The sequence below is a fragment of the Streptomyces sp. A012304 genome, assembly GCF_026008495.1.
Lineage (GTDB): Bacteria > Actinomycetota > Actinomycetes > Streptomycetales > Streptomycetaceae > Streptomyces.
Genome location: NZ_BQUN01000111.1, coordinates 212,019 through 231,060, shown reverse-complemented (window position 1 = coordinate 231,060; position 19,042 = coordinate 212,019). Strand labels below are relative to the sequence as shown.

At 70.4% G+C, this 19,042-nt stretch carries 16 protein-coding genes; 4 read left to right on the top strand and 12 right to left on the bottom strand.

Annotation, left to right across the window (positions count from 1 at the left end; translation table 11 throughout):
* Positions 1 to 98 precede the first annotated feature (98 nt).
* Positions 99 to 2,696 (bottom strand): ATP-dependent chaperone ClpB, encoded by a 2,598-nt coding sequence (clpB, locus tag ALMP_RS28720; protein WP_264933489.1) that lies wholly within the window; start codon positions 2,694 to 2,696, stop codon positions 99 to 101.
* 117 nt (positions 2,697 to 2,813) lie between these two features.
* Between clpB and ALMP_RS28715 the strand changes: the two genes are divergently transcribed.
* Positions 2,814 to 3,227, top strand: coding sequence for a pyridoxamine 5'-phosphate oxidase family protein (locus ALMP_RS28715; protein WP_264933487.1), 414 nt, complete (start codon positions 2,814 to 2,816; stop codon positions 3,225 to 3,227).
* Between the two features lie 202 nt (positions 3,228 to 3,429).
* Here ALMP_RS28715 and ALMP_RS28710 read toward each other — a convergent pair whose 3' ends face one another.
* Positions 3,430 to 3,768 (bottom strand): hypothetical protein, encoded by a 339-nt coding sequence (locus ALMP_RS28710; RefSeq protein WP_264933485.1) that lies wholly within the window; start codon positions 3,766 to 3,768, stop codon positions 3,430 to 3,432.
* Complete coding sequence (locus ALMP_RS28705) at positions 3,765 to 4,007, bottom strand: hypothetical protein (RefSeq protein ID WP_264933483.1); 243 nt, start codon at positions 4,005 to 4,007, stop codon at positions 3,765 to 3,767. Before ALMP_RS28705 ends, ALMP_RS28710 begins: the two co-directional genes overlap by 4 nt.
* Before the next feature lie 86 nt (positions 4,008 to 4,093).
* Here ALMP_RS28705 and ALMP_RS28700 point away from each other — a divergent pair, with 86 nt between their 5' ends.
* Positions 4,094 to 5,104: a helix-turn-helix transcriptional regulator gene (locus tag ALMP_RS28700; protein ID WP_264933482.1), complete on the top strand. Its 1,011-nt coding sequence runs from the start codon at positions 4,094 to 4,096 to the stop codon at positions 5,102 to 5,104.
* Between the two features lie 25 nt (positions 5,105 to 5,129).
* On the opposite strand, the gene ALMP_RS28695 is transcribed toward ALMP_RS28700, so the two are convergent.
* Positions 5,130 to 6,182: a LuxR C-terminal-related transcriptional regulator gene (locus tag ALMP_RS28695; RefSeq protein WP_264933480.1), complete on the bottom strand. Its 1,053-nt coding sequence runs from the start codon at positions 6,180 to 6,182 to the stop codon at positions 5,130 to 5,132.
* Positions 6,183 to 6,482: 300 nt separating this feature from the next.
* The gene (locus tag ALMP_RS28690) at positions 6,483 to 7,592 is read right to left on the bottom strand and encodes a sugar ABC transporter substrate-binding protein (RefSeq protein ID WP_264933478.1); all 1,110 of its coding nucleotides are present in this window, start codon (positions 7,590 to 7,592) and stop codon (positions 6,483 to 6,485) included.
* A gap of 341 nt (positions 7,593 to 7,933) precedes the next feature.
* Between ALMP_RS28690 and ALMP_RS28685 the strand changes: the two genes are divergently transcribed.
* Complete coding sequence (locus tag ALMP_RS28685; protein WP_264933476.1) at positions 7,934 to 9,898, top strand: fibronectin type III domain-containing protein; 1,965 nt, start codon at positions 7,934 to 7,936, stop codon at positions 9,896 to 9,898.
* A gap of 18 nt (positions 9,899 to 9,916) precedes the next feature.
* On the top strand, positions 9,917 to 12,331 hold the full coding sequence (locus ALMP_RS28680; RefSeq protein ID WP_264933475.1) for a fibronectin type III domain-containing protein: 2,415 nt from the start codon (positions 9,917 to 9,919) through the stop codon (positions 12,329 to 12,331).
* Between the two features lie 77 nt (positions 12,332 to 12,408).
* On the opposite strand, the gene ALMP_RS28675 is transcribed toward ALMP_RS28680, so the two are convergent.
* From ALMP_RS28675 to ALMP_RS28645, 7 genes are all read right to left on the bottom strand, one after another.
* Complete coding sequence (locus ALMP_RS28675) at positions 12,409 to 12,651, bottom strand: DUF6406 domain-containing protein (RefSeq protein ID WP_264933502.1); 243 nt, start codon at positions 12,649 to 12,651, stop codon at positions 12,409 to 12,411.
* Positions 12,652 to 12,688: 37 nt separating this feature from the next.
* Complete coding sequence (locus tag ALMP_RS28670) at positions 12,689 to 12,946, bottom strand: DUF6406 domain-containing protein (RefSeq protein WP_264933473.1); 258 nt, start codon at positions 12,944 to 12,946, stop codon at positions 12,689 to 12,691.
* Between the two features lie 15 nt (positions 12,947 to 12,961).
* Positions 12,962 to 14,158 (bottom strand): hypothetical protein, encoded by a 1,197-nt coding sequence (locus ALMP_RS28665; protein WP_264933471.1) that lies wholly within the window; start codon positions 14,156 to 14,158, stop codon positions 12,962 to 12,964.
* A gap of 131 nt (positions 14,159 to 14,289) precedes the next feature.
* Complete coding sequence (locus tag ALMP_RS28660) at positions 14,290 to 14,616, bottom strand: DUF6406 domain-containing protein (protein WP_264933469.1); 327 nt, start codon at positions 14,614 to 14,616, stop codon at positions 14,290 to 14,292.
* Complete coding sequence (locus tag ALMP_RS28655) at positions 14,567 to 16,090, bottom strand: hypothetical protein (protein WP_264933467.1); 1,524 nt, start codon at positions 16,088 to 16,090, stop codon at positions 14,567 to 14,569. Before ALMP_RS28655 ends, ALMP_RS28660 begins: the two co-directional genes overlap by 50 nt.
* The gene (locus ALMP_RS28650) at positions 16,087 to 18,843 is read right to left on the bottom strand and encodes an ATP-binding protein (RefSeq protein ID WP_264933466.1); all 2,757 of its coding nucleotides are present in this window, start codon (positions 18,841 to 18,843) and stop codon (positions 16,087 to 16,089) included. Before ALMP_RS28650 ends, ALMP_RS28655 begins: the two co-directional genes overlap by 4 nt.
* A 57-nt stretch (positions 18,844 to 18,900) precedes the next feature.
* Positions 18,901 to 19,035, bottom strand: coding sequence for a hypothetical protein (locus tag ALMP_RS28645; protein WP_264933464.1), 135 nt, complete (start codon positions 19,033 to 19,035; stop codon positions 18,901 to 18,903).
* Positions 19,036 to 19,042 lie beyond the last annotated feature (7 nt).

The window sequence follows — 19,042 nt, the reverse complement described above, 5'->3', positions numbered from 1 at the left end:
CCACCCCAACGGAGTCGTACAGGCCGCCGTCACGCCCGCACCGGATTTACCAACAGCGTCCGGGGAGCCGGGACGGGCCGCCGCGCCGCACCGGGCCGCTACAGCGTCTTCGCGGTCGTCGGGCCCACGATCAGGCCGTCCCCGAAGGCGTCCACGCGGACCGTGTCGCCGTCCCTGACCTCGCCCGCCAGGATCTCCTTGGCGAGGCGGTCACCGATGGCGGTCTGCACCAGGCGGCGCAGCGGGCGGGCGCCGTAGGCCGGGTCGTTGCCCTCGTCCGCGAGCCAGGTCAGGGCCGCGTCGGTGATCTCCAGGGTGAGACGCCGCTCCGCGAGCCGCTTGGCCAGCCGGTCGATCTGGAGGCGGGCGATGCGGCTCAGCTCGTCCTTGCTGAGCGCCGAGAAGACGACCAGGTCGTCGAGGCGGTTGAGGAACTCCGGCTTGAAGGAGGTCCGGACCACCTCCAGGACCTGCTCCTTCTTCTCCTCCTCGGTGGAAACCGGGTCGACCAGGAACTGGCTGCCCAGGTTGGAGGTCAGGACCAGGATCGTGTTGCGGAAGTCGACCGTGCGGCCCTGGCCGTCGGTGAGCCGGCCGTCGTCCAGGACCTGGAGCAGGATGTCGAAGACCTCGGGGTGGGCCTTCTCCACCTCGTCCAGCAGGACCACGGAGTACGGGCGGCGGCGCACCGCCTCCGTGAGCTGGCCGCCCTCCTCGTAGCCGACGTAGCCGGGCGGGGCGCCGACCAGGCGGGCCACGCTGTGCTTCTCGCTGTACTCGGACATGTCGATGCGGACCATGGCCCGCTCGTCGTCGAAGAGGAAGTCGGCGAGGGCCTTCGCCAGCTCGGTCTTGCCGACGCCCGTCGGGCCGAGGAAGAGGAACGAGCCGGTGGGACGGTCGGGGTCCGCGATCCCGGCGCGGGAGCGCCGTACGGCGTCGCTCACCGCCCGTACCGCCTCGGTCTGGCCGATGAGGCGCTTGCCCAGCTCGTCCTCCATGCGCAGCAGCTTCTGCGTCTCGCCCTCCAGGAGGCGGCCGGCGGGGATGCCGGTCCAGGAGGCGACGACGTCCGCGATGTCGTCGGAGCCGACCTCGTCCTTGACCATCGTGTCCTTCGCGGCCTCCTCCTCGGCCTCCGACGCCGCCTCCAGGTCGCGTTCCAGGGTCGGGATCTCGCCGTACAGCAGCTTGGAGGCGGTGTCGAAGTCGCCGTCGCGCTGGGCGCGTTCGGCCTGGCCGCGCAGGTCGTCGAGCTTCTCCTTCAGCTCACCGACCCGGTTGAGGGACTGCTTCTCCTTCTCCCAGCGGGCGTTGAGGCCGCGCAGCTCCTCCTCCTTGTCGGCGAGGTCGCGGCGCAGCTTCTCCAGCCGCTCGCGGGAGGCGGGGTCGGTCTCCTTGGCGAGCGCGAGTTCCTCCATCTTCAACCGGTCGACGGCGCGCTGGAGTTCGTCGATCTCGACGGGCGAGGAGTCGATCTCCATGCGCAGCCGGGAGGCGGCCTCGTCGACGAGGTCGATGGCCTTGTCCGGCAGGAAGCGGGAGGTGATGTAGCGGTCGGAGAGGGTGGCCGCCGCGACCAGGGCGCTGTCCGCGATCTGCACCTTGTGGTGGGCCTCGTACCGGCCCTTGAGCCCGCGCAGGATCGCGATGGTGTCCTCGACGGTCGGCTCGGACACCAGCACCTGCTGGAAGCGGCGCTCCAGCGCCGGGTCCTTCTCGATGCGTTCGCGGTACTCGTCCAGGGTGGTCGCGCCGACCATGCGCAGTTCGCCGCGCGCGAGCATGGGCTTGAGCATGTTGCCGGCGTCCATGGCGGAGTCGCCTCCGGCGCCCGCGCCGACGACGGTGTGCAGCTCGTCGATGAAGGTGATGATCTGCCCGTCGGAGCCCTTGATCTCCGCCAGGACCGTCTTCAGCCGCTCCTCGAACTCACCCCGGTACTTCGCGCCCGCGACCATCGCGCCCAGGTCGAGTGCGACGAGCCGCTTGTCCTTGAGGGACTCGGGCACGTCGCCCTTGACGATGCGCTGGGCGAGCCCTTCCACGACGGCGGTCTTGCCGACGCCGGGCTCACCGATGAGGACGGGGTTGTTCTTGGTCCGCCGGGACAGCACCTGCACCACGCGCCGGATCTCCTGGTCCCGGCCGATGACCGGGTCGAGCTTGCCCTCGCGGGCGGCGGCGGTGAAGTCGGTGCCGAACTTCTCCAGTGCCTTGTACTGGCCCTCGGGGTCGGCCGTGGTCACCCGGCGTCCGCCGCGCGCCTTCTGGAAGGCGTCCGCCAGCCGCTTGACGGTGGCGCCCTGCTGGGTGAGGACCTCGCCGGCCTGGCCGCCCTTGGCGGCGATGCCGATGAGCAGGTGCTCGGTGGACAGGTACTCGTCCCCGAGGTCCTTGGCCCGGGCCTGCGCGTCGGCGATCACGGCGAGCAGCTCACGGTTGGGCTGTGGCGGCGCGACAGTGGACCCGGTCACGCTGGGCAGCGCGCCGAGGGCCTTCTCCGCGCCGGCGCGCACGGCGGCCTGGTCGGCGTCGACGGCGGCGAGCAGATCGACGATGTTCTCGTTCTCCTGCCCCTGGAGCAGCGCGAGGAGCAGGTGGGCCGGCGTGAGGTCGGGGTGTCCCTCGGACACCGCGCGGTTGCCGGCGGCCTGGATCGCTTCCCGGCTCCGGTTGGTCAGCTCTGCGTCCACGGTCGCTGTCTCCTCCTTGCGTCAGCCATCAGCGGTGACTCGCACAACGTACACAAAGTTGAGTCTATTCCACTCAAGGCGAGGTGCGGGAGCCGTGGAGCGGCTAAGTTCCGCACCATGGCCGCATACCCACAGAACCCGGGCGCTCCCGACGCGCCGTACCTCGCCTTCTGGCGTGAACGACACTTGTGCACCCTGACCACACCACGCCCGGACGGTGGTCCGCACGTCGTTCCGGTCGGAGTGACGTACGACCCCGAGGCCCGACTGGCCCGGGTGATCGCCGACAAGGCGAGCATCAAGGTCCGCAACGTGCTGGCGGCGGGCGCGGCCGGCGCCCGGGTGGCGGTGTGCCAGGTGGACGGCCGCCGCTGGGCCACCCTGGAGGGCCGGGCCACGGTCCACACGGACCCGGAGCGAGTGGCGGAAGCGGAACAGCGCTACAAGGTCCGCTACGGCCGGACTCCCGGCCCCAACCCCTCCCGCGTGGTGATCGAGATCCAGCTGACCCGGGCGATGGGGCGGGGCTGAGAGGGAGTAGGGCGGGCAGGTGGCCGTCCGGGAAGATGACCGGATCCACACCGATGGGATTCGGCCACCGCGCGGGCGGGCGCAAGAGGGTGGATAGGCGGAAATATCGCCGCAAACTGCAGCGGCGTCACCGTGTTCAGGTCACGGTGACGCCGCTGCGGGGGGAAGCACCTGAGCGATCTGTTACGACGGGGGAATCGCGTCAGGCACTGCGGGGGGTGGCTGAAATGGTCCTGGGGGCGGGCGCGCTCGCCGACTCCGCCAGGCGGTGGTCGCGCTGGTCGAGGTTGACGAAGATCATGCCGTACCGGATGGCGCAACGGACGGGCTGCGGCGCCCCCCGAGGCCGCCGCAGACACCGGTACGCCCGCACGTCGTCGTCCTCGTCGCGCGTGACGACGACCGGCTCGCCGAACACGGTCACCATCAGCGAGTCACCGCTGTGGGGGATGGCGGTGACCAGGTCGATGAAGTGCCATCCGGAGCGGTAGGCCGTGGCCATCTCGCGCCGGAAGGAACGGTCGTCGGGTGGGGTCGTCACGCCGGCACTCCGGATTCGTCCGCGGTCGCAGTCGGCACGTCCCGGGCGTCACCCTCGTCGGCGACCACGGCCGGCCAGTGGCTGTCCGCCAGGACGACCGACGGCCAGTGACTGTCCGCCGTTACCCTGTCCTCCGCGTCGGAATGACCACTCAGCGCCCCGAAGACCGCAACGGCGGAGAGGGTGGCAACAAGCACCGAGCGAAGCATTCTGTGGCACATGGTCGGCTTCGTCCTCACTTGAAAGTCTCCTCTTCCCCCGTCGGATAAGACGATGGCTCATTCGGGCACGTCATGGCCACACGATCGATGCATCATGTTCCTGCATGTTCAGGACCCTGGGGGGTGGAGATTTCGTGGCGAATCGGACTAAGGTGACGCATCCCCATGCGGTGACCGAGCTGTGCGAGGAAGGTGGCCGACTTTACGCCAATGCCCTGCGCACCGGCCGTGTCGCCCGGGCGGACGTGGAGTCGGCGCCCTGCCTCGTGGAACTCGCCCTTCTCCTCCCCGACCCGGATGACGCGGATTGGCTGCACCCGGTTCCACCGAGCGTCGCCCTGGCCCAGCGGCTGCACCCGATCGAACTGGAGATCACCGAACGTCGGCGCCGGTCCGTCGAACTGGCGGACGCCTTCGAGCCGTTCCTCGCGCTGAGCGCCCAGACGGTGACCACCGACCACTCGATCACGATCCTGGAGGGCGGCGCCCGCATCAACGCGGCCCTCAACCTGGCCACCTCCCAGTGCCGCACGGAGATGCTCACCATCCAGCCCAGCGACGACCGCTTCTCCGAGCACAGCCTCGTCCAGGGCCTGGAGCGGGACCGCCCGCTGATCGAACGTGGTGTGCGCATACGCACGCTGTATCAACACACCGCCCGCTACAGTCCGGAGAAGTTGGGGTACGTCGCCCAGCTCGCCAACGGCAAGGCGGAGTACCGCACGATCGACGAGGTGGTGGAGCGCCTCATCGTCTGCGACGAGACCGTCGCCTTCATCCCCGCCCGCGACGACCAGCAGGTCGCCCTCGAACTGCGCCACCCCGGCCTGGTCCGCTACCTCATCAAGGTCTTCGAGTTCATGTGGGCCCGCGCGGTCCCGCTGAGCGCCGGCGCCCCCTACGAGACCGCCGCCGGCGGCATCACCGACATCCAGCACTCCATCGCCAAGCTCCTCGTCGAGGGCCATGTCGACGAGGCCATCGCCCGCCGCCTCGGCATGAACGTCCGCACGTGCCGGGCCCACATAGCCAAACTCGCCGCGATCCTCGGCAGCGGCAGCCGCGCCCAACTCGGTTACCTGATCGCGGAGTCGGGGCTGCTGAAGCAGGAGTGAACCGGCAACCGGCAGGGACCGGCCGTCACCCGGCGGGCTCACCGAGCGCGTTGGCCCCGCCCCGGCACTCCGGGGTCGCTCCGACCGGCCCCGCCGCCAGCGGCCGGTCCAGGCCGACCTGGGCTATCCGCACCCCCAGCTGCGTCCGGCTGGCCGCCCCGAGGGTCTCCGACAGCCGGGCGATATGGGCCCGGCAGGTGCGGACGCTGATACCGAGCCGCTCGGCGATCACCGCGTCCTGGTGGCCCTCCGCCAGCAGCGCCGCGATGGACTGCTCACGATGGGAGACACCCTCGATCCGGGTCTCGGGCAGTGGCGCGGTCAGCGGGACGGCCAGCCGCCACAGCCGCTCGAAGACCGTCACCAGATAGGCCACCAGCGCCGGGTGACGCAGCTCCAGCGCCATCGTGCGGTCGGCGTTGGCGGGGATGAAGGCCACCGTGCGGTCGAAGAGGATCAGCCGGTCGATGACCTCGTCGAGGGTGCGCGCCTCGACGGCGTCCCCCATCAGCTCCAGGTAGTTGAGCAGCCCCTGGCCGTGCCGGGCCACATGGTTGTACAGGTCCCGCATCCGCACGCCCCGCCCGCGCAGCGCCAGCGCCCGGTGCAGCCCCTCCGACAGCTCGTGCTCGCGCCGGATGCCCCCGGGCTGCACGGTCAGCACCTCCGTGGTGCAGGCGTCCGTGGCCTCGTCCAGCGCGGCCTGGATCCGCGGAGCGCCGTCCAGCACCCGGATCGCCGCGCTCTCACCGGGTGTTCCGGCCGGCGCCGGGCCGCCCAGAGCGGCGTACCACTCGAAGGCGGCCACCGTCGCGCCCATCCGCCGCTGGCTCGCGCTGACCTCGGCGTACAGTCCGCGCAGCAGCCGGGTCATGACCTCCTGCGGGGAGGTCGGCACCAGCCAGTCCATGTCGTCGGGGTCCGGGTGGAGCAGGGCCAGCTCCAGCAGACAGGGCACCGGCTCGGCGTCCCGGCGCGGTACCCGCCCCCGCCGTACGGCCCGGGAATACACGCGATCCCCGGCCTCGCACAGTCGGTCAGCACCGTGAGGATGCTCCTCCGTCCCGTGCCCGGCCATCGCCCATCCCACCCCCGCTGTCAGCGTTTTCCGCAGCGCAACTATGAGGGGCTCCGGACCGGCTCCGCAACACGGCTCATCCCGCCAGGACCGGCGAGAAACACCCGTCCGCCCGGGTTTCTCCCGGCCTCCGCCCCGCGCAGTCGCAGCAAGGTGACCTGCCGGAAGCGATCACAAGTCGTTCGGTTCTCACCGTCTACGCGTGCGCCGGTGGGCTGAGGCGCGCCGGAGACGACCGAAGAGCGAGGAAAGGGGGCACGCGGCGCGCGTGCCCCCTTTCCATGCTGTTGCCCGGCCGGACTACTTCAGCTTGATGGCCCGGCAGCTGGCCTCGAACTTGGGGGTGCAGATGTCGGACACCTGGTAGATGCCGTCCGCGATGACGGTGTCCTTGATGTTGCTCTTCGTCAGCGACACCACCGGCACCAGCTGGGCCGGAATGTCCTTGTGGGTGGGGCTGTCGACGCTGTCGCGGGTGAGGGCGTCGAACTGGATGTCACGGCCCTGGACCTTGGCGACGGCCATCTCCGCGGCGGCCTCCGCCTCCTGCGGGTAGGGCTTGTACACGCTCATGTACTGCTCGCCGCTGACGATCCGCTGCACCGCCGTCAGCTCCGCGTCCTGGCCGGTGATCGGCGGCAGGTTGTCGTCGTCGAAGCCCGCCGCCTTCAGGGCCTTGATGATGCCGCCGGCCATGGCGTCGTTGGCGGAGTAGACGGCCGAGATGTTGCTCTTGCCGATCTTCTCGATCGCCTGGGTCATGTTCTCCTGGGCGATCTCCGGGCTCCACGCCTTGGTGTCGAAGGATTCGGCGATCGTGACCTGCCCGTTGAGCTCCTCCATCGCGCCCTGCTTGAACTGCGCGGCGTTCGGGTCGGTGGGCGAGCCGTTCATCATGACGATCTTGTCGCTGGTGTCAGCCGAGCCGAGGGCCTCCACCAGGGCGCGGCCCTGGACCTCGCCGACCAGCTCGTTGTCGAAGGAGACGTACGCGTCGATCGGGCCCTGGGCCAGCCGGTCGTAGGCGATGACCGGGATGCCCGCGTCCTTGGCCTTCTGCACCATGCTCGCGATCTTCTTGGAGTCGACCGCGTCCAGCAGGATGACGTCGACCTTGTCGTCGATCATCTTCTGCATCTGGCTGTCCTGGACGTCCGCCTCGGCACCCGCGTTGGCGTAGACCGTCTTGCCCTTGTTCTGCGTGAGGGAGGCGACCTTGGCCTTGATGATCGGGTAGTCGAACTCCTCGTACCGGGTGTTCGTCTTCTCCGGCATCAGCACGCCCACCGTGATGTCACTGCCCTTGGTCGGGGTCGCGTCACTGCCGTCCTCCGTCGCGTTCAGCATCCCGCATCCGGCGAGCGAGAGGGTCATCGTGGAGGCGACCACAGCAATGGCGATACGACGCATTTCGGGGGCTCACTTCAGGTGCGTTCCGGACGTGGGTGCGACTTGTTGACCCAGGTGTCTGAAAAGACAACGCGGCGGCGGCCTCCGGCGTCAAGCGGAACCACTTAACGAAGTAACAACATCACGCTCCGCTTGATGCGTGTAGACACGTAAGAAGTGAAGTGGAAACTTCTCCAACCCCCCTTTACGGACCCTCCATCCGACGGGACTTCACGACAGGGCGAGAGACCGCACAACCAATGCGGCCCCTCGCGAGTCGTGATCATGACGGGACGACTCCGTGGGTTCGTTCCGTCGATCACCGACTCGTTTCGCCCTACGAACCCCGAGCAGAGGACCGAATGAATCCAGCCAGACTCGCGACGGCCGTCGTGCTCGCCACGACCGGTGGTCTCCTCACCGCGGTCACCGCCCCCGCATCGGCCGCCACGACCTGCGCCTCCCCGGTCTACCAGCGTCAGATCTTCGCGAACACCACCTTCTCCGGCACCCCGAAGCAGACCGGCTGTGACGCCGCCGTCAGCGAGAACTGGGGCACGGGTGCCCCGGCGGCCGGCGTGCCGTCCAACAACTTCGGCGTGCGCTGGACGGTGACCCGCGACTTCGGCTCCGGCGGACCGTTCTCCTTCACGGCCTCCGCGCAGGACGGCGTACGGGTCCACGTGGACGGCGTCCGCAAGATCGACCTCTGGCGAAACGTCTCCTCCACCGTCACCAAGACGGTCAACGTCACCATCCCCTCCGGCAAGCACACCCTGCGGATCGACTACGTCAACTGGACGGGCACCGCGAACGTCAAGTTCACCTACACGCCCCGCACCTCGGCCACCGTCGACAAGGTCAAACCCCTCGCACCGACCGAGGTGGGGGCCATCTACGAGCCCGCCACCAACCGGGCCGTGCTCGCGTGGGCGAAGAACAAGGAGATGGACCTCGCGGGGTACCACGTCTACCGCCGCCCGGCCGGATCCTCGACGTGGACGAAGCTCGTCACCACCACGGCGAACACCCACACCGACCGGCCGCCGACCGACGGCCGGACCTACTGGTACGAGATCCGCGCCTTCGACAAGGCGGGCAACGTCTCGGCCGGTTCGGCGGACCGGGGCATCACCAGCGACGACCGGGTCGCCCCGGCCGCGCCGACCGGCATCACCGTCGCCTCCACCAGCGCGGCCAACACCCTGTCCTGGCCGGCCGTGCCCACCGCGACCCGGTACGAGGTGTTCCGCGCGGACACCCTCGACGGCACCTACACCCGGCTCGGGACGCCGTCGCCCACCCACTACACGTCGTACACCGACCACAGCGCCCCGGCCGACGTGCCCGTCTTCTACAAGGTGCGGGCGCTGGACGCGGCGGAGAACGCGTCGCCGCTCTCCAGGGCGGTCGTCGGCACGCGCGACACCGTGGCGCCCGGCGCCCCGCAGAACCTGCAGACGGCCGCGCAGGACGAGGCGGGCGTGACGCTGACCTGGCTGAGCGGCGGCTCGGACGCCGTGCGGTACCACGTCTACCGGACGCCGTCGAGCGGCGGTGCGACGACCCGGATCGCCACCCCGACCGGCCTGTCCTACCGGGACACCACGGGCGACCCGGGCCAGCCGTACCTCTACTTCGTGGCCGCCGTCGACGCGGCGGGCAACGAGTCGTCGCGGCCGTCGACCACGGCGACCCGCACGGTCGGCCCGAGCAGCGCGCCCAAGGCGCCGGGGCTCGGCGTCGCCCGGATCGTCGGCGACCGCATGGTCCTGGACTGGAGCCAGAGCGGCCACGTCCCGGTGGCCCGCTACATCGTCTACCGCTCCCGCACCGCGCCCGTCGACACGTCCAACCCGGACCTGGCGTACGCCGGCACCACCGACACGTCGTACACGTCGACGGTCACCGCGTCCGAGCACGACTACTTCTACTCCGTGGTCGCCGTCTCGGCGTACGGCGTCCGCTCCCTGCCCTCGAACTCCGTGCAGCCCGTGGTCAGCGAGGTCCAGCCGCCGCAGCCCACCCAGGTGCAGGAGGTCACGCCCGGCGACGGACAGGTCCAGCTGGTGTGGGGCTCCGTACCGATCGGCCCGGGCGAGCCCGAGATCACCGGTTACCGCGTCTACCGCTCGACCACCCCGGGCGTCACCAAGGCCGACGCCGAGGCCGTCTTCACCGTGGCCGGCGACCGCTACACCGACACCGGCCTGACCAACGGCACGACGTACTACTACGCCGTCGCGTCGGTCAACGCGGCCGGTCTGGAGTCGACGCTGTCGCCGGAGGTCTCCGCGACGCCGGACGCCTTGGCCGCCCCCAACTGACGGACCCCGAAGGAATCCATGCACCAGGCAGGACGGGCGACGGCGGTCGTGCTCACCACGACCGCCGGACTGCTCACCACTCTCACCACCGCCGCGCCCGCCGCCTCGGCGGCGACGAGCTGCGTCTCGCCGGTCTTCCACCGGCAGATCTTCGCGAACACCGCCTTCTCCGGCCTGCCGAAGCAGACCGCCTGTGACTCGGCGATCAGCGAGAACTGGGGCACGGGCGCCCCGGCGGCCGGCGTGCCGTCCGACAACTTCGGCGTGCGCTGGACGGTGACCCGCGACTTCGGCTCCGGCGGACCGTTCTCCTTCACGGCCTCCGCGCAGGACGGCGTACGGGTCCACGTGGACGGCGTCCGCAAGATCGACCTCTGGCGAAACGTCTCCTCCACCGTCACCAAGACGGTCAACGTCACCATCCCCTCCGGCAAGCACACCCTGCGGATCGACTACGTCAACTGGACGGGCACCGCGAACGTCAAGTTCACCTACGCGCCCCGCACCTCGGCCACCGTCGACAAGGTCAAACCCCTCGCACCGACCGGTGTGACGGCCACCTACGACCGGACCACCCGCAGGGCGCGGATCGCCTGGGCGAGGAACAAGGAGATGGACCTCGCGGACTACCGTCTCTACCGCCGCGCCGCCGGCACGTCGACGTGGACGAGGCTGCTGACCACGACGTCGACCTCCGCCACCGACGCCCCGCCCGCGACCGGGCAGTCGTTCCTCTACGAGGTGCGCGCCCGGGACAAGGCGGGCAACGAGTCGGCCGGCAGCGCCGACGTGTCCGTCGTCACCGTCGACCGGACGCCGCCCGCGGCGCCGTTCGTCGAGATGGACTCGTGCGGCACCGACCCCACGGTCGCCGGACCGGAACTCGTCACGACCGCCGCGAACGCGGCCGACATCGCCCTCTACGAGGCCCAGCGGCAGAACCCGGCGACGGGCGCCTGGACCACCGTGCACACGGGCACGAGGGGCGAGTTCTGCGACCCCGGGCAGCCCGCCGACGGGACGAAGGCGACGTACCGGGGACGGGCCCGCGACGCGGCCGGCAACTGGTCGGCGTACTCCGCCGCCACCACCCTGAAGCTCACCGACGGCATCCCGCCCGCCGTCCCCTCCGACGCGCGCGTCACCTACAGCGGCGGCGTACCGCACCTGGTGTGGACGGCGGTGAAGGACGCGGTCTCCTACGAGGTGCTCCAGCACGACCCGGCCACCGGCGGCTGGCTGCCGGCGCTGCCCAACGGCACGAAGAGCACGGCCACCATGGACGTGGTACCGCTCCAGCAGGCCGCCGTCACCGACCAGTACCGGTACGCGGTCCGCGCGGTGGACGCCCTCGGCAACGCCTCCGCGCCGGCCGAGATCACCCTGCGGATGGCGGAGCGGCCCGAGGCGACCGCGCCGTACCAGCTCGCCGCGGGCCACTGGTCCTGGGGCATCGTGCTGCACTGGCGCAGCACCGACCCCTGGACCGTCGACGACGGCCACCCGCCCGCCTACGAGATCGTCCGTACGGACCCGGCGACGGGTGAGAGCACGACCGTGCGCGAGTGCTCGCCGCTCAGCGGGGAGGGCCCGCTCGCGCCGCCCTCCACCCATACCATCCCGGCCCGGGACGACCTCGACCCCTCCTACGCCGTCCACGGCGACACGATCGTCTACGCGACCTGCCTGGACAACTCCGGTGCCTCGGAGACGACGTACGAGTACCGGGTCGTGACGATCGACCGGTACGGCCACCGCTCGCAGCCCAGCGCGCCGGTCACCGCGACCACCCGGGACACCGTGCGCCCGGCGCCGGTCACCGACCTCAAGGCCGAGGTGATCCCGATGGGCGTCCGGCTCACCTGGAACCCGCCGGCCGACGACGACGTGCAGGGCTACTACGTGTGGCAGGGCACGACCGACCCGGAGACCGGCGAGCGGGTCTGGACGAAGAACTGCGTGACCGGTGACTCGCTGGGCCCGACGGAGATCCTCTGCCCGACGGTGCCGGACGGCGGCGAGCACGTCTACCGCGTGGCGGCGACGGACGCCCAGTTCTCGGACCAGCCGATCGACTTCTTCCACACGGCGGACATCTCGGTCACCCTCCCCGACACCCGCCCGCCGGGCTGGACGAGCACGGCGGTGACGGTCGACGACTACCCCGAGATCTCCGTCCGTTGCGGCCAGACCATCTACGACATGCCGTGCGGTGACCACACCGACTACCGCTACGAGCGCTGGGACCCGGCGACCTCGACGTGGACCACCCTCGCCACGGGCAAGGTCGACGCCCCCGAGTCGTACATGGACACCACCGTCGCCGCGGACCATTTCGGCCTGTACTACTACCGCGCCGTGTACATCGACGGCACGGGCCGGGAACAGGTCGTCCGCGAGCAAGCGAACGGAATCTGGGCCTCCTGGCTCTGACCCACACCGCGCCCGCGCCCGCGCCGAACGAGTGATGACCGACTCGGCGCGGGCGCGGCATGTGCCGGGCCCCTTGGCTACGGGATCAGACGGAGGGTGACGGTCCAGGAGCGGTGGTGCTTGATCTCTTCCACCTGGTAGACGTCACCGCCGATGTCGAAGGTCTCCCCTTCGCTCAGCATCTGCGTCCGCTCCTCGCCGTCCGTGGGCATGAGGGCGAGCTTCACCAGCGCGGGACGTTCCGCGGTCGCCGGAACACTGCTCATGCCACCGATCCTGCCGGCCCTTGTCGTGGTGACCGTGCCGTGGTTCACCTGCACTCGTTCGGGTACCAAGCCGCTTCGCCTTCCTCCGCCGTCACTGCACCAGACGCAAGGTGACGGTCCAGGTGCTGTGGTGCTTGATCTCCGCGACCTGGTAGGTGTCACCACCCAGCTCGAAGGTGTCCCCTTCGCCGAGCACGACCTCCCGTGTGTCGCCATCCTTCGGGATGAGGGCCAACTGCACGCGGGCAGGGCGATCCGCGGTGGCCTTGGTACTGCCCTTGCCACCGATCCTGCCGTTCCTGGCCCGGGCGACCACCCCGCGGTTCACCCTTACTTCCTCGAATGCCATACGCCTTCATCCTCTCTAGAACAGGGTGGTGTAATCGCCTCGAGAGCCGCGGGGCTGGAACGCGTCCATGAAGTCCTTCTCGGCCAGCGGCTCAGGGTCGTCCTCGTTCCACGGGTTGCGCAGGTGCACTTTGCCGTCCTGGACTCCGACGACCTCGTACACGTGCCCTTCGACGACGCCCCCGGGCAGCTTGTCGTCGTCGTCCTCCAGGCCGCGGCTTCCCGTCAGGACGGGCTTGCCCTCCGAAAGCTGCACGGCGAAGTGGTCCAGCAGCTGGTCATAGGCGTCCGGCCCCTTAGGGAAGTCGTAGACCACACTTTCCTCGCCGGTCAGCTGGGTGAGCATCTCCGCCCGCTGGATCGAGGTCGACCCCCGGTTGAGGCGTTCGTACCCCTCGGGTGTCGGCCCCTCCCCCAGCCCCTCGTACACACGCTCCTCGCTCCACTCCTGCTCCCACTCGGCACGCCGCTCGGCATCCCAGGTCTGGTCGACGCCCGCCATGGCCTTCTCCATCAGAGCACACCAGGCACTCCCCTCCATGCGGGCGAGCACCGGCTCCCCGGGGGCGTCCTCGTACTCGAGAAGGTCCGGAGTCACGGTGAGCTCCAACTGGCGACCGGTCGGGCGGGTGAAGCCGTCGCTGTCGGTCCTCGCCTCGTGCAGGCGGACCGTGTACGTCCCGTCCTCGTTCTGCTGGATGGCGTCGGAGATCGCCTCCGGGCGGTGGCCGGCCACCGAGCCGAGCGTGGCGATCACGCCGCAGTCGCTCAGCTCTCCCTGTTCGGTCTGGTCACGGCTGGGCGGGCCGTCGAAAAGGGGAATCGGCTGATCACCGGCGTTGATCAGGTCGGCGTACCGGGCCGGTGAGATCGGGGCGTCGTACAGATGCTCCACCGCGGGCCGGTCGACCACCTCGTGGATCGTCTCGGGCGCGTCCGCCTCGTCGGGCGCCTCCGGCGCCTCAGGGGTGTCGTCCTGGAACTCCCCCCACTCGACCAGGTCACCCGCCTGCATGGGTTCCAACGGCTCCAACGGCTCGGCCTCGCCGGACGCCCAGTCCTGGTCGGCCCAGGCGTCGACCTCTGCCGGCTCCAACGGCTCCTCGGGGGCCGCGGTGTCCTCCGAGAAGTCCCACGACACCTGGTCCTTCCCCTGGTCACCCACCTCGGGACCCGCCTCGGCCCCCTTCTCGGTCCCGTACAACTCGCTCATACTGATCCCCCCTTGGGCTTCGCGGGAGCGGCCGGCTTACCCGAACCGCGCTGTGGTGACGCGGTTGCTCAGAACGATCGACTCGTCTGCCGCCATCGATCTGCCTCTCTCCGGCCCGGCTTCTGCGGTGTTCAGGGAAGGCGTCGCAGGACCACGTTCCAGGAGGTCCCGCTGGCGAAGTTGATCTGCGCCACGGTCCAGGTCTCCCCGCCGAACTCGAAGGTGCCCCCTTCGTTCAGCACCTCCTGCCGCTCCTCCCCGCTTCCGCCGCTGAACCCGAGCTTCACCACAGCTGGCCGATCCGCGGTCGCGGGAGCACATCCCATACCGCCGATGTTTCCCTTTTCGGTACGGACGAGGATGCCGTTCGGGATGGTCAGTTCATCCGCTGTCACTGATCTGCCCTCTCTAGAGAAGAGTTGTGTATCCACCGCGCTGCTTGTCGTTCTGACAGGCATGGAAAAACTCATCCATTGTCAACTCGTCCGGGTGCTGCTCGTTCCACGGGTTGCGCAGGTGAAGCATGTCGCCGTCCACAGCCACCACCTCGTACGCGTGTGCGCCGTACAGCTTCTTCGGTAGCTCGAATTCTCCGGCCTCGGCATCCAGGGCCCTGGTTCCCACAAGGACCGGCTTTCCCTCGGCGAGCTGGTGCTCGATATGGTGCTTCACCCGATCCTGCGCATCGTCCCCGGTAGGGAAGACGTACAAGGCGCTTTCCTCACCCGTCAGCTGGGTGAGCAACTCCGATTGGTCCAAGGGCCATGCTCCGCGATTGAGCCGCTCATACCCTTCGGGGATCGGCCCCTCGGGGAAACCCGCCGCTCCCTTCTCGATAGCCCACCGGTCCTCCCACTGTCCTCGCCGGTCGTCGCCCCAGGTCTGGTCGACGCCGGCGACCGCCTTCTCCAACAGAGCGCACCAGGCGGTACCTTGCGTCGCCGCGAGCGCGGACTCCCCGGGCCTGGCTGTGGGCGCGGGTAGGTCCGGAGTCAGGCTCAGCTCGATCTGGCGTCCGGTCGGGCGTGCGACGCCGTCGTCTCCGCGGACGGTTTCGTGCAGGGAGACGGTGTATGTTCCGTCGCCGTTCTCCCGGATGCTGTTGGAGATGACCTCTGGGCGATGCCCGGCCACAGCACCGAGGGTCGCGATCACGGTGCAGTCGTACAGCGCACCCTGCTGTGTCTGCTCTCGTACGGGTGGGCCGTCGAAGAGGGGGGTCGGCTTGTCACCGAAGTTGATCGGATCGCCGTACTGCACGGGCTCATAGAACGGGCGATCGTACATGTGATCGATGCTCGGCCGGTCGATCACTGCCTCGATCTTCTCCGGAGCGTCTGTCGCCACCGGATCGTCCTGGCTGTCGACCTGGTCGTCCTGCGCGGGCTCCTCGGCCGATTCACCTACCCGCGCCGCAGGTTCCGCGTCGGGCGCAGCGGGCTCGGATGAGCCGTCCGCCGGGGCGGGTTCGGCCTGCGCCTCCGCTTCCTCCTCATGTTCATCGCCGTAAGGCCACGAATCGGGCTCGACGGGCTCCTCCGGTTCGCTGATGCCCGAGTCCTCGTCCGAGACCGTCACCTCCGACCAGTCGACCTCGGCCGACTGCTCCGGCGTCTCCGGTCTCTCCGGTTCCGCAGCCTCTTCGGGCTCAGCGGGTGTCTCGGGCTCCAGTGGTACTGCCTGTGCCTCCGGCTCCTCCGGCTCCTCCGGTCCTCCCGGTTCGTCCGGCTCCTCCAGCCCTCCCGGTTCCATGGGCTCTTGCGGTGGCTCCGGCTCTGTCGGGTCGGTCGGCTCGAAGCCGGTCGGCGTGTCCGGGGACAGAGGTTCCTCCGGCTCGCCCGTCTCCGCCGGTGCCCAGAGGTCTGACGGTCCGAGGCGGGACGCCGAGGTGTCCGTCTCCGTCAGGTGTGCGGTTTCTCCCAGGCCGCTCATGTATTGCCCCCCGTCGCGATTTCAGGCCTTCTCGGCTTCTTGATCGTCCGGTCGAAGCAGCTCAGTGCGCGGGTGAAGCGGGCGGTCCACTCCTCCGACGGGTCGGCGGCGCCGACGATCTTTTCCAGGACGGACGGTGTGGCGCGTCCGTGGTAGTAGTCGCGGGTCCGTGTCCCCTTGCGCGCGCGGAAGCGGGGTTCGCCGATGCGGCAGGGGTCGCGGCCGTCGACCTGGGCGCGCATCACCGTGGCGACGTGTTCGGCGAGGTCGCCGGGTGACGGCGCGGCGCCGGCGCGGCTGTGGACGGCGCGGTCGACGGCCTGGCTGATCGCGCAGTCGAGGAGGCGGCGGTCGTCCGCCGCCTGCCGGGCGAGGGCGCGGCGCATCGCCTCGCCGGGGCGGGGCGTCGTCCAGCCAAGCAGGTGGGCGGCCACGGACATCTCCGCCCAGAGGGCCAGCTGGAGATCCGGTTCCGCATCCTTCGCCTCAGCCGTGAGGCGTTGGGACCGGCGCAGGTCGCGCAAGGTGCACGGCGCCGTCGCGCAGTGCGGCCCGCACGCCCGGCTGCGCGGGTCGGTCATCGCCGCCGGCGACGCCGGACGGATCGCGGCCGCGTCCTCCCGGTGGCTGCCGTCCCGCATCCGCACCAGCAGCGGATAGTCCATGCCGTCCGTGAACACCGCCGCCTCACCGGGCTTCAGGGTGACCAGGTACTCGGACTGCGCCGCCGTGATGTTCATCGTCGCGCCGACCGCCTCCCGATCGTCCTGCGCGGGCAGCCGGTGGACGACCTTGGCGGCCGTGTTCTTGATGACGTCCGGCAGCAGCTTGCTGGGGATCTGGTCCGCGATGACCAGCCCCTCCCCGTACGCCCGGATCTCCGCCAGCAGCCCCGCGAACATCTCCACCGCGTGGGCGCTCGCGCCGCCCTCCTCCGCGCGGCGCAGCAACCGGTGCGCCTCCTCGAAGACGCTCAGGTGACGCAGCGGGAAGGACAGGCGACGCGTGACCCGCTGCTCCATGCGCAGGTACTCGACGAGCCGGATGAGGATCGTGCCCATCAGGAACGCCTTGTCCTTGTCGTCCCCGACGTCCTCGATCTCGAAGACGACGTTGCGGCGCAGCAGTTCCGCGAAGTCCAGCGGCCGGCCGCCCTCCAGGAAGCGCCCGGTCGTGCCGAGCCGCAGACTGGCCAGGCGGATCTTGATGAAACCCTGGACGTTGTCCGCGACCTCCTTGCCGTAGCCGATGTCCGACACCACCGCCAGCGCGGTGTGCTCCAGGTCCTCCAGGGTCGGGTAGCGCGGCTGCGTGCCGGGCACGGCCGGTTCGCCGAGGGTGAGGTCCCAGCCGAGGTCCTCGTAGCAGCGGGTCAGCGCCGCGCTCAGCACCTGCGGGAACGGCTCCTGCGGATCGAACGCGGCGAGGAACAGCGCCCGGACCATGTCCAGATGCGTCTGGAGCGGGTAGCGCTCGCCGCCCGCGTACACCGACGGCTCCAGCGGGTTCAGCCCGGCCGGAAGGGCGTCCGGGTCGCCCGGTTTGATCACCACGACCTCGCCGGCGTCACCGAGCCGCGCCGACATGAACCGGTACTCCGCCTTCGCCGGCTCCACCACCAGCCACGGAATGCCGGCGTGCGTGGCCGACTCCAGCAGCCCGCGCACCGTCTGCGACTTGCCGCCGCCGGTCGCCCCGCACACGAAGGTGTGCCGGTTGAGGGTGGAGCGGGTCAGTTCCAGGTCGCCCACCGGGCTGCGGTTGCGGTCGAGGACGGACCCGAGCCGCACCGGGCCGGCGTCGGCGGGCGACGGCCCGCCCGCGGTCTCCGGGGACACGTCGAACTCGGGCCGCAGCGCGAACCGCACCCCGGGGATCTCCTGCGCCGGCGGCCGGGCCAGCGCGGCCAGCAGGTCCGAGCCGCCGTGCACGGGGTACTCCTCGGGCGGTGGCAGCACCCCGCCGAGCGCCGTCGCCAGGTCCCCGACCCGCCCGGTCGGCTTGAGCGCGTACGGAAGCCCCTCCAGGTCGGCCGACGCGCACAGCAGCGCCGCCACCCGGGTCGCCTCCTCGGGCGTACGGCCACCCGCCAGCAGCCGTATCCGCCACAGGCCGGTGGCCGACGCCCTCGCCAGCTCCTTGTGCCGACGCTCCAGCCGGGCGGCGGCGAGGGCGTGATCGGGCGAGCCCTCGGCCTTGGACTGGGCACGGCGGCGGTCGTCGGAGACCTGCCCGGTCAGCTCGTCGAGGTCCGCGGCCGGGACCGGTTCGGCGTACACCAGCCACGCGAAAGGTTCCTGCCACACACCGAGCAGACAGTCCTCCAGGGTGGGCCGCTGCCCGCCGGCGGTGCCGGAGACCGGGCCCGCCCCGTCATCGAGGAGCAGACCGTCCGTCACCACCGCCACCGCGCTCCAGCAGGGGAAGGCGCCGAGCAGGGCGGCCGCGGCCCCGGGCTCCTGCCGGGTCCCGCGCGCCCCGGCGGGCAACCGCAGCAGAACGGTCCCGCCGTCCCCTTCCATGGGACCGCCCAGCAGCGCGCTGCCGCCGACGAGCACGTCCAGCGGCCGGTCTGCCGCGTGCCGCGCCCAGCCGACGCACACCGCGCCGCCCGCGGGATCGTGCGGGTGGGGGGCGTGGTGCGCGGAGACCAGGGCGGCGAGACGCTGGCCGCGCAGTTCGTCGTCGTACCCGTGCGGCCGGTCGCCGGTCGGGCGGGTGCGCGGCACCTCGCGCAACAGACAGGTCTCCATGCCTGCGAGCCGTACTGCGGACAACGTCTCCCCCGTTGACGATCTTGCTGTCTCACCCTAGAGCGCACGTCGGGCGAGGCCAACTCTGGCATCCGTGCCGCGTTCCGTGTCCTTCAGGTGGACGCCAGAAGCGGTTTCATGCACCATGTGTCGGCTGACGATCAGGCTGACATTCTCCGCTTCGGCGGTCACGGGGGCG